The organism is Salinicoccus albus DSM 19776 (assembly GCF_000385175.1).
GTDB lineage: Bacteria > Bacillota > Bacilli > Staphylococcales > Salinicoccaceae > Salinicoccus > Salinicoccus albus.
This window is the reverse complement of record NZ_ARQJ01000017.1, coordinates 35,164-45,874: the sequence shown is the minus strand read 5'-3', so window position 1 is coordinate 45,874 and position 10,711 is coordinate 35,164. Positions and strand designations below refer to the sequence as shown.

The following is a 10,711-nucleotide window of genomic DNA, read 5'->3' as shown; positions in this document are numbered from 1 at the left end:
GGCTCTATGTCAAATAGGGTTGATGAAAGATTTTAGCCGGAGCGCCTAACTTGCTTTACGCGAGTTAGGCGCTCTTTTTATTTCCGGTTGGTATAACCGTGTCATCAATAATATCCGGTCTCTAAAATGGGCAAAGTTCCGATAGCCAAAAGCCACGCGTTTTAATGCTTTGATACTGTTATTGATGCCCTCCAACGGGCCATTCGTTAGTTTTGGATAGTGTAATGTCTGTTCAATATGCGGCGCATACTTTTTGAATGTCCGTAATACTCTTCGCATACCGGGTGACAGCGGGGCGGCGTGTGATGTTTGTATGAGCGCTTTAAACTGCTCCATATGGCCCTGTCTTAACGCATCAGACAGTGCATGGGCGTAGTCGTAATTGGCGTTTAATGTTTCATCGACATTGAGCAGATACTGCGCAATACTGTCGGTGGACTTCCATTCTGAAAACAGCCGATATTTTTTATATTCCGTTCGCGTTAAGTGGTTCGGTGGTTTTAACAACAGCTTCCAGTACCGTTTAAACTTATTGTATAGTGGCCGGTCCCGATGTCTGTATTGATTCATGACTTGAATGCGCGTACGATTCAGCTCTCGATTTAATGCCTGAACCAGGTGAAACTTATCAATGATAATTTTTGCCTTCGGGAAACACGCCTGAATGACATGGAAGTAAGGGGCATACATATCAACCGTAACGGTCTTCACTTTGTGGCGCACCGACCGGTCATAGCGTAAAAAATATCGGGTTAATGCATATTGTTTCCGGTCTTCCACGATATCAATCACCCGATGGCTGACCGCATCACAGAATATAAAACTCATGGCTGTGTCCACCGATTTCACGCTTTTAAATTCATCAAAGCAGAGGTGTGCCGGTAAGGTGTGCGTCGGCCGCTGACGAATGGCATGCGCTGTTTCTTCAATCACACGACGCACGGTCGTTGTCGAGACACTCGCCATTTCCGAAATGTATTTTTCGGTGAGCCGTTGGTCGCATTGGTGGGCAATCCACTGACGGGTGCGTGTCGAGATGTGACAATATTTCTCGACGATGGGGGTCTCTGCAGTAAAGCTGTGGCCACAATCTTTACAGAGATAGCGCTGTTTTGTCAGTTTTAAGAATGCCGGCAGCCCGGAAATATGCGGCAACGTGATGCGGGAGGCACGGGTCCCGTTTTTGACGATACTGTACTCAGCATTCATGCATCCACAATCGGGACAGTGTGTCGGAATATACGTAAGTTTGGCCGTGATAAACAGGGATTTAATCCCTTTATGGCTGATCTCTTCAACCGTCGTGTTCGTGCAGTCGATATTATTCTCTTTTATTTGGAGTAAAGATAGTATAAAATGCTTCATAGGCGTAAATGTTTCCTTTGTATGGGGTGTGGTGACTTCATTATAAAGAACATTTGCGCTATTTTTATACCTTTTTATAGAAAAATACGATTAATGACATTTCAGTCATCAACCGTATTTATTATAGAGCCCAAAATAACAGCCCATCTCTGAGCTCAGAGATGGGCTGTTTAATTTTGAAATCTATGCCTTCAATTTGTTTCTGAGAACAAGCTGCAGAATACCGCCGTTGCGGTAATAGTCCACTTCTACTTCAGAATCAAACCGTGCTTTTACCTTAAATTCTTTCTTGTCACCTGATTCATTTAACGCAGTAACATTTATCATATCTCCAGGTTTAACAGTATCATCTACCTGAATATCAAATGTCTCACTGCCGTCCAGTCCATGCGTATCAGCATTCTCACCATCAGCAAACTGCAGTGGCAATACACCCATCATCACAAGGTTGGAACGGTGGATACGTTCGTAACTGGCAGCGATAACCGCTTTAACACCGAGAAGATTCGTACCTTTAGCTGCCCAGTCCCTGCTGGAGCCCATTCCGTAGTCATCGCCGGCAATTACGGCAAGACCGGTGCCATCCTCTTTATATTTCATGGCTGCATCATAAATGCTCATCACTTCGCCTGTCGGCCAGTAAGTCGTAAATCCGCCTTCAGTGCCCGCAGCAATTTTGTTACGGATACGAATGTTGGCAAACGTACCGCGCACCATCACTTCATGGTTACCGCGCCGGGAACCGTAAGAGTTGAAGTTTCTTGGTGAGACACCCTGATCAATCAGCCATTTACCAGCCGGGGTATCCTTGCCGATTGCGCCTGCCGGTGAAATATGGTCGGTGGTCACCGAATCACCGAATTTGCCAAGCACACGCAGCCCGTTAATCGGCGTCACTGTCCCTGGTTCAGTGGACAGATCCTGGAAGAATGATGGATTTTGAATATATGTGGATTCCGGATCAAAATCATAAAGCGGTGCGTCTGTCGTTTCAATATTATTCCAGGTTTCATTGGAATCAAATACAGTTTCGTACTCCTTCTTGAAGAGTTCAGGCGTCACGGTGCTCATTACAGTATCTTTAACCTCTTTCTGTGAAGGCCAGATATCTTTCATGAATACATCATTACCGTCCTGATCTGTGCCGAGCGGCTCATTCTTCAAATCAATATCCACTGTGCCCGCCAATGCATAGGCAACGACAAGCTGTGGGGATGCAAGATAGTTCGCTTTTACCAGCGGATGAATACGCCCTTCAAAGTTACGATTGCCGGACAATACAGATGAAACCAGCAGATCTTCTTCTACAACCGCGTCGGATATTTCCGGACGCAGCGGACCGGAGTTACCAATACAGGTGGTACAGCCGTAGCCAACCAGATTAAAGCCGAGCGTATCCAGATACTCCTGTAAACCTGAGTCTTCAAGATAGCCAGTAACTACTTTTGAACCTGGCGCAAGAGAAGTTTTTACATAAGAAGGTACTTTAAGTCCTTTTTCCACTGCTCTTTTAGCAATCAGTCCGGCACCAAGCATTACGTATGGATTGGAAGTGTTTGTACAGGAAGTAATGGCAGCGATTGCCAGGTCACCTGTTTTCATCTCTGTTGTTTCACCATTGTCAAATTTCACCGTTGACGTTTTATCAAACTCGGATTCATCCAGACCATGACCGCTGTTGCCGCTTTCAGCAGTAATGGATTTTCTGTACTCTTTTTTCATGTTGGAGAGCTCGATGAGATCTTGTGGACGTTTTGGACCGGAAAGTGACGGTTCCACAGTCGAAAGGTCAAGTTCAACAATATCCGAATACACTGCTTCATCATCCGGGTTGAAGAACATATCATTTTCTTTGAGATAGTTCTCCACTACATCGATATGGTCTTCTGTACGGCCGGTCAAGCGCATATAGCTGAGTGTTTCTTCATCAACAGGGAAGAACGCACACGTCGCCCCATATTCCGGAGACATGTTCGCTATTGTTGCACGGTCGGCCAATGGGAGTTTGGACACGCCTTTGCCGAAGAACTCAACAAATTTGCCCACCACACCTTTTTGACGGAGCAGTTCCGTCACGCGCAGTGCCAGATCTGTTGCTGTAGAACCTTCCGGCAGCGCATTGGTCATTCTGACACCGATGACTTCAGGTACGGGGATGTATGAAGGCTGTCCAAGCATGCCCGCTTCAGCTTCAATACCGCCAACACCCCAGCCAAGCACGCCAAGACCGTTGATCATTGTCGTATGGGAGTCCGTGCCTACCAGTGTATCCGGGTAAGTAACCAGACCATCATCTTCCTCTCTGACATGGACAACGTTCGCCAGATACTCCAGGTTGACCTGATGGACGATTCCAGTTGCAGGCGGCACCGCCCTGTAATTGTCAAATGATTTAGTGGCCCAGTTCAGGAACTCATAACGCTCCTTATTCCTGTCAAATTCGAGCTCCATGTTTTTCTGCAGCGAATCATGAGTCCCATATTCATCCACTTGCACCGAATGGTCAATGACGAGATCGACCGGTACTTCCGGGTTAATCTTCTGAACGTCTCCGCCAACATCATCCATCGCTTTCCTTAATGATGCCAGGTCGACCACTGCAGGCACCCCAGTGAAATCCTGCAAAATAACACGTGAAGGTTTGAATGGTACTTCTTTGCCTTCGTTATTACCCTGATCCCAGGTTGCAAGCGGTTCAATGTGCTCATCTTTGATTACTGTGCCGTCATACTGTCTGAGGACAGATTCAAGCAATACTCTGATTGAGTACGGCAGTTTTGACGGATCGGACATACCTTTTTCAGTTAATGATCTTAATCTGAAATAATTGTACTCCTTACCGCCGGCACTAAATGAACTTTTAGCAGTTTCATTTAAACTTTGACTCATGTTAATAGCCCCCTATCAATATTCCAGTCATATGACCGTTCCTTATAATTGTATAACTAATCCCATTTGGTGTAAACGGAACATACTTCAAAATCATCTTAATTATGATTTAAAAAAACAACCTATAGCGATAAGCATGACTTATCACTATAGGTTTATCCAATAATTATATGTTAATCATTATATGTTCCCGATATTTTACTGACTTTCTCCAAACCAGTCTTATTATACATTTTCTCCTAAGGATTGAACAGTTGTAAATTCAACCTTGTCTTTGAATGTGAAAAATGTCATATTGTTAAAGCATGTTAGATTCAATCATTCTTTTAAAAGGAGGTTCATTATGTGGAAGGAATTTAAAGCGTTTATCACCCAGGGCAACGTCATGGAACTTGCCGTCGCAGTTGTCATTGGCGCAGCATTCGGCCGGATCATCACTTCACTGGTCGAAAACATTATCATGCCTTTGACTGCACTCATTTTCGGTGACACTGATTTCGCAAGAAGCTGGGAATACATGGGGATCACCTACGGAGTATTTATCCAGTCGGTCGTGGATTTCCTCATCATTGCAGCCGCTGTCTTCATGTTCATCAAAATAGTCAACAAAGCGACCAAAAACAAATTTGTCGAAGAAGAAGCCGCGGAAGAAGAGCAGGTTTTATTACTCAGGGAGATCAGGGATTCACTTAAGGAAAATAAGAATGATATCTAGCAGATTAAGAAGAAATCAGGGAGACCGCTGAAGTTAACCAGTCAGCGGTCTCCCTCTTTAATATTCAGGATATGTTTAATACGATTGCAGTCACCAGCGCAATCGCTGCAATTATCAGCCAGAATGCAGTAATTTTCCATACAAACTTGACCCACTTGATGTATGGGATCCCGGCAACTGCAAGGACACCCATCAATGAAGCGGAGGTCGGGATAATCGTATTTGTGATGCCATCCCCATACTGGTAGGCCAATACAGCAATTTGACGCGGGATTTCCTGCAGATCAGCAATCGGTGTCATTATCGGCATCGTGGTCATCGCCTGGCCGGACCCTGACGGGATGAAGAAGTTAATAATCACCTGGATGACGAGCATTCCCAGTGCTGAAATCGTCTGTGGGAGGTAATCAAGCACCCCGCTCATGCTGTATATGATGGTGTCGATGATCAGACCGGATTCCAGCACAACCAGAATCGCGCGTGCAAACCCGACGATGATCGCACCATATACCACAAGCTTCATCCCATCGATAAATGAATCAAAAATATCATTGATTCGCATGCCGCCCATCAGTCCAGCGATTATACCGACAAGGAAAAAGTTTGCGGACAATTCTGTTAGAAACCATCCATGCTGAAAAATCCCATACACATTAATAATGATACCCAGCGCGAATGCAGCCAGTATGAATATATGTCTCTTTTTCAATGCCCCAAAATTCATTACATCTTCGGTAAAGTTAATCTGACCATTTTGCGTTTCATTAAAAACAATGCTTTTTTTAGGATCCTGTTGAACTTTTTTAGCATAATGCATGACATATAATATCGCAGCACTCAAAACGAATATATATACAATGGTCCTAAATTCCCAGCCGGAGAAAATTGTCAGCTCGGCAATCTCCTGCGCAATGCCAACTGTAAATGGATTCAGCATGCCCCCGATAAACCCTGAAGCAGCGCCGAGTGTGACCATTGCCGTGCCGACGATTGCATCATAACCCAGTGCAGTGGCAAGTACGATTCCTATCGGTACAAAGATAATTGTTTCTTCCGACATCCCTGTGGTAAAACCAAGCAATGAAAAGACAAACATGATGACGGGTATCATCAATTTTTCATTGCCTTTTACCGAATGCATCACTTTCTGTATCGCCGCCTCTATCGCACCAGTCGCTCTGATGACACCGAATGCACCGCCGACAAGAAAGATATAAAAGATGATATTGCCCCCTTCAATCAAGCCGGTCGGGATGGCTTTAAACAATTCAAAAAATGACACCGGATCCTGTTCGACACCGGAAAAACTGTCTGGCACCACCTGCGTCTGTCCCTCTCTCTCGACTCTCTCATACTCACCGGCAGGAATCACATAGCTCAATACCGCACTGATGATTGCAACCGCCAGAAGAATTGCATAAGTGTGCGGAAACCTGTGACCGGTACCTATGGTCTCTTTTTCATCGTGTTGCATAAACATCTCCCCTGTTTATAAAATATATCTCCATTATACATACAAAAAATGAAATAACAGAATTATTTGATTTATGACAGTATTTACTGACACTTCATTATTTCTATACAGGAAAGATAAAAATGAGCAGCCGCAGCTGCTCATTTCAGTTTTTTTCATTGAAATACTGTTTAATTTCACTGATGAAATAAAGGCTGCCGGTTACAAGAAGCATTTCCCCGTCAAATGTTTCAATGAAATTTTTATAGTCTTTGATTTTTTGCTTGTGCGGGTGATCAACCGCTTTATAGATTGTTTCAACAGATAATGCGTTAGGAAAATCAAAATCTGTTACGTAAAAGCGATCGGCAATTTCACATAGCTGGTCCACCATCCGTGTAAGCGGCTTCCCTTCGATCGCTGAAAACAGTACACTGATTTCTCTGTCGCTGTAATTTTCTTTGATGGTATTTACCAATGCTTCTGTAGCTTCGTTATTATGTGCGCCGTCAAGAATAATAACAGGTGACTGGCTGATAATCTCAATTCTTCCCGGCCATGACACTTCTTCGATGCCCCGGATCATTTTATTCAGCTCCAGAGATGTCTCCCCCCTATCCTGGAGTGTGAGCAGTGATGCGATTGCAAGGGCGGCATTCTCATGCTGATGCCTGCCGAGCATATTCAGATGTATGTCCTGAAAGTCATATCTGCCGTATTGGAAAGAAAATTCGTCATCTGAGGACACCAGTATGATGTCCCGATCCAGCTCGACGCCCTGTGAATGATTGTCTTTCAGCATTTTGTAAATATAATCCTTGGCATGTTCATCTTTGACGGCAAATGCCAGAGGGACGTCCGGTTTAATCACTCCGCTTTTATCTTTGGCAATATCAATGAGGGTGTTTCCCAAGACATTCGTATGATCCAGACCGATGCTTGTGAGCACTGTCATAATAGGTTCAAATACATTGGTGGAATCGTTTTTGGCGCCGAGTCCCGCTTCAATGATCACATAATCCACCGATCTGATTCTGCCAAAATAAACAAACATCATTGTCGTGATGATTTCAAATTCAGTTGCTGATCCCAAATCTGTTTTTTCATCCATCTGTTCGCTGACGGGGCGGACGATTTCAACCAGCTCCATGATTTCATCATCAGTAATCGGCTGGGCGTTTACTGATATGCGTTCGTTGAACGTCTCAATGTAGGGTGACGTAAATGTGCCCACATCGTAATCGTTATAGTTCAAAGCATTTCTCATATAAGAGGCTGTGGACCCTTTGCCGTTCGTACCGGCAATATGAATGCCATTGATATTATCCTCAGGACTGCCAAGCTTCTCAAGCATCCATTTCATGCGTCTGATCCCAGGCTTTATCCCAAATTTTCTGCGCTCGTGAATCCATTTCAAGCCATCCTGATAGTCCATACTTCACCCCTTTCTCTCAAGACTTTCGATACGTTCTTTTACTTCATCATACTGCGCCTGATAATCCATCTTTTTTTCTTTCTCCTTACTGACGACCGCTTCAGGCGCCTTGCTGACGAAATTTTCATTGGCGAGCTTGCCTTCAACACGTTTTAGCTCACCTTCCAGACGTTCCAATTCAGATTTAAGTCTTGTGAGCTCCGCTTCCATATCGATCAGCCCGGATAATGGCAGAATCACTGTCGCACCTTTGACAACATCTGTCTTTGCATCATCTTCCACTTTGATATTTTCAGCAATTTCCAATGCGGATGGATTACAGAACTGTACCAGATAGCTTCTGTTGGATTCTATACCCTGTCTTCTACTTTCATCCTTTACTTCAATCTGAATATTAATCGGTCTTGATATAGGGGTATTTAACTCATTTCTTGTCTGTCTGACAGATTTGATGATTTCCACCAGAATCGCCATTCTTTCTTTGGCTTCCATGTACATATGATCATCATCTGGCTCCGGCCATTCGCTCACAACGATGCTGCGCTTTGCATCGATAGTCTGATAGATCTCTTCAGTGACAAACGGCATGAATGGGTGAAGCATTTTCATCACGCGGTCCAGCGTATAAAGCAGCACTGAGCGTGTCATGTGTTTTTCGCGCTCGGCGCCTTCTGTCATCGACACTTTCGCCATTTCAATATACCAGTCACAGAATTCATCCCATATGAAATTGTATAGAAGCCGTCCAACTTCACCGAATTCATATTGCTCGGACAGTCTTGTCACATCTCTAACCGTTTCATTCAGCCGGGTCAGTATCCATTCATCAGCTAGTGTCTTATCACCGTTGAGATCAATATCATTCATCGTGAAATTCTCACCGATATTCATCAGACTGAACCTTGATGCATTCCATATCTTATTGATAAAGTTCCATACAGACTCCACCTTGGCATCAGAATATTTCAGATCATGACCCGGAGTCGTCCCGGTTGCCAGGAAGTATCTCATTGCATCAGCACCGTATCTGTCGATGACGTCCATAGGGTCGACACCGTTGCCGAGTGATTTTGACATCTTGCGATTGTGTTCATCCCGTACGAGTCCATGAAGCAGCACATCCTCAAATGGATACTCACCTGTATGCTCAAGGGAAGAAAATATCATGCGCGCCACCCAGAAGAAGATAATATCGTATCCGGTGACCAGGACATTTGTCGGAAAGAATTTTTTAAGATCATCCGTCTCCTCTGGCCAGCCCATAGTGGAAAAAGGCCATAGGGCACTGGAAAACCAGGTATCGAGCACATCTTCATCCTGTTCCCAGTTTTCAGGGTCTGCCGGCGCCTCAATGCCCACATAAATTTCACCGGTTGTCTTGTGATACCAGGCAGGTATCTGATGCCCCCACCAGAGCTGACGGGAGATCACCCAGTCCCGGATGTCCTCCATCCATCTGCGGAATGTGGCATCAAAGCGATCCGGTACGAAACGAATGGCATCATCCGAATCCTGATTGTCAAGGCTCTTTTCCGCCAGCGTATCCATACCGACAAACCACTGGGTGGATAAATATGGTTCTACAACTGCATCACTCCGTTCAGAGTGCCCCACAGAGTGCAGGTGGGGCTCAATTTCCAGCAGGCAGTCCGCTGCTTTTAAATCTTCTACGAGTGCGCTGCGGCATTCAAAGCGATCCATGCCGTCATATTTACCGGCAGATTCATTCATTGTACCGTCCGGATGCATGACATTGATTCGCTCCAGATTGTGACGCTCTCCAATCACAAAATCATTTGGATCATGAGCCGGGGTCACTTTCATCACTCCGGTGCCAAACGCCTGCTCAACATACGGATCAGCAATAATCGGCAGTCTGCGGTTGACAATCGGCAGCACAGCATGCTGGCCAATCATCCCCTGGTAGCGCTCATCATCCGGATGCACGACAATCGCTGTATCTCCAAGCATCGTCTCCGGGCGAGTAGTGGCGATTTCTACATGTCCGCCGTCCTCAAGCGGATATTTAACATGATAGAAATGTCCTTCAATTTCCTTGTGGACCACTTCAATATCACTGAGCGCTGTTTGAGTCACCGGATCCCAATTGATGATATATTGGCCGCGATAGATAAGCCCTTTTTCATACATATCAACAAATACTTTGCGCACCGCATCTGAAAGGCCTGTATCCATGGTAAAACGCTCTTTATCATAATCCAGGCCGAGACCCAGTTTCTCCCACTGATGTCTGATGAACCCCGCATATTCCTCTTTCCAGTTCCAAACATGTTCCAGAAACTTCTCACGCCCGATTTCACGACGGTCAATCCCCTGTTCACGAAGCCTTGCATCCACCTTGGCTTGTGTGGCTATCCCCGCATGATCCATGCCCGGCAGATACAGCACTTCGTAGCCCTGCATACGTTTCATACGGGTAATGATGTCCTGCAGTGTCGTATCCCATGCATGCCCCAGATGCAGCCTGCCAGTGACATTGGGCGGCGGAATGACAATTGAATAAGGTTCCTTATCAGAATTTGCATCCGACTTGAAATAACCGGCCGCTACCCATTCCTTATATTTTCCCGCTTCAACAGACTGCGGGTTATATTTCGTTGGCATATCCATAAAATCTCTCCTTTTACTGCATAATAAAAACTCCCTGATCCATCAATAGGACGGGAGTTCCGCGGTACCACCTAAATTCAGCAAAACGCTGCACTTACAATGATTAACGCTCATAAAACGTAAAGCCCTACGTATCAGTTCAGGCTAAATATCAAAACAGACTACATTCACGGTATCCTTCGGCATGCTTCCAGCGGACACACACTCTCTATCACCCGCATAC

Annotated in this window: 6 protein-coding genes; 1 reads left to right on the top strand and 5 read right to left on the bottom strand. The window is 45.1% G+C overall.

Annotated elements, in window-relative coordinates; translation table 11 throughout:
• Nucleotides 1-45 precede the first annotated feature (45 nt).
• Together G343_RS0102075 and acnA are read right to left on the bottom strand one after the other, a co-directional pair.
• A complete protein-coding gene (locus tag G343_RS0102075) occupies nt 46-1,365 on the bottom strand; it encodes an ISL3 family transposase (RefSeq protein ID WP_020006453.1) in 1,320 nt (439 codons plus the stop codon).
• Nucleotides 1,366-1,548: 183 nt separating this feature from the next.
• Nucleotides 1,549-4,254: an aconitate hydratase AcnA gene (gene acnA, locus G343_RS0102070; protein WP_020006452.1), complete on the bottom strand. Its 2,706-nt coding sequence runs from the start codon at nt 4,252-4,254 to the stop codon at nt 1,549-1,551.
• 343 nt (nt 4,255-4,597) lie between these two features.
• Here acnA and mscL point away from each other — a divergent pair, with 343 nt between their 5' ends.
• Nucleotides 4,598-4,969 carry a large conductance mechanosensitive channel protein MscL gene (mscL, locus tag G343_RS0102065; RefSeq protein WP_020006451.1) on the top strand — a complete coding sequence of 124 codons (372 nt, stop codon included), beginning with the start codon at nt 4,598-4,600 and terminating at the stop codon, nt 4,967-4,969.
• Between the two features lie 64 nt (nt 4,970-5,033).
• On the opposite strand, the gene G343_RS0102060 is transcribed toward mscL, so the two are convergent.
• The 3 genes from G343_RS0102060 to G343_RS0102050 all read right to left on the bottom strand — a co-directional run bounded on the left by G343_RS0102060 (nt 5,034) and on the right by G343_RS0102050 (nt 10,488).
• Entirely contained in the window at nt 5,034-6,443 is a 1,410-nt protein-coding gene (locus tag G343_RS0102060; protein ID WP_020006450.1) for a YfcC family protein, read from the bottom strand.
• Nucleotides 6,444-6,588: 145 nt separating this feature from the next.
• Nucleotides 6,589-7,857: a bifunctional folylpolyglutamate synthase/dihydrofolate synthase gene (locus G343_RS0102055; RefSeq protein ID WP_020006449.1), complete on the bottom strand. Its 1,269-nt coding sequence runs from the start codon at nt 7,855-7,857 to the stop codon at nt 6,589-6,591.
• A 3-nt stretch (nt 7,858-7,860) separates the two neighbouring features.
• Entirely contained in the window at nt 7,861-10,488 is a 2,628-nt protein-coding gene (locus G343_RS0102050; RefSeq protein ID WP_020006448.1) for a valine--tRNA ligase, read from the bottom strand.
• Nucleotides 10,489-10,711: the final 223 nt, after the last annotated feature.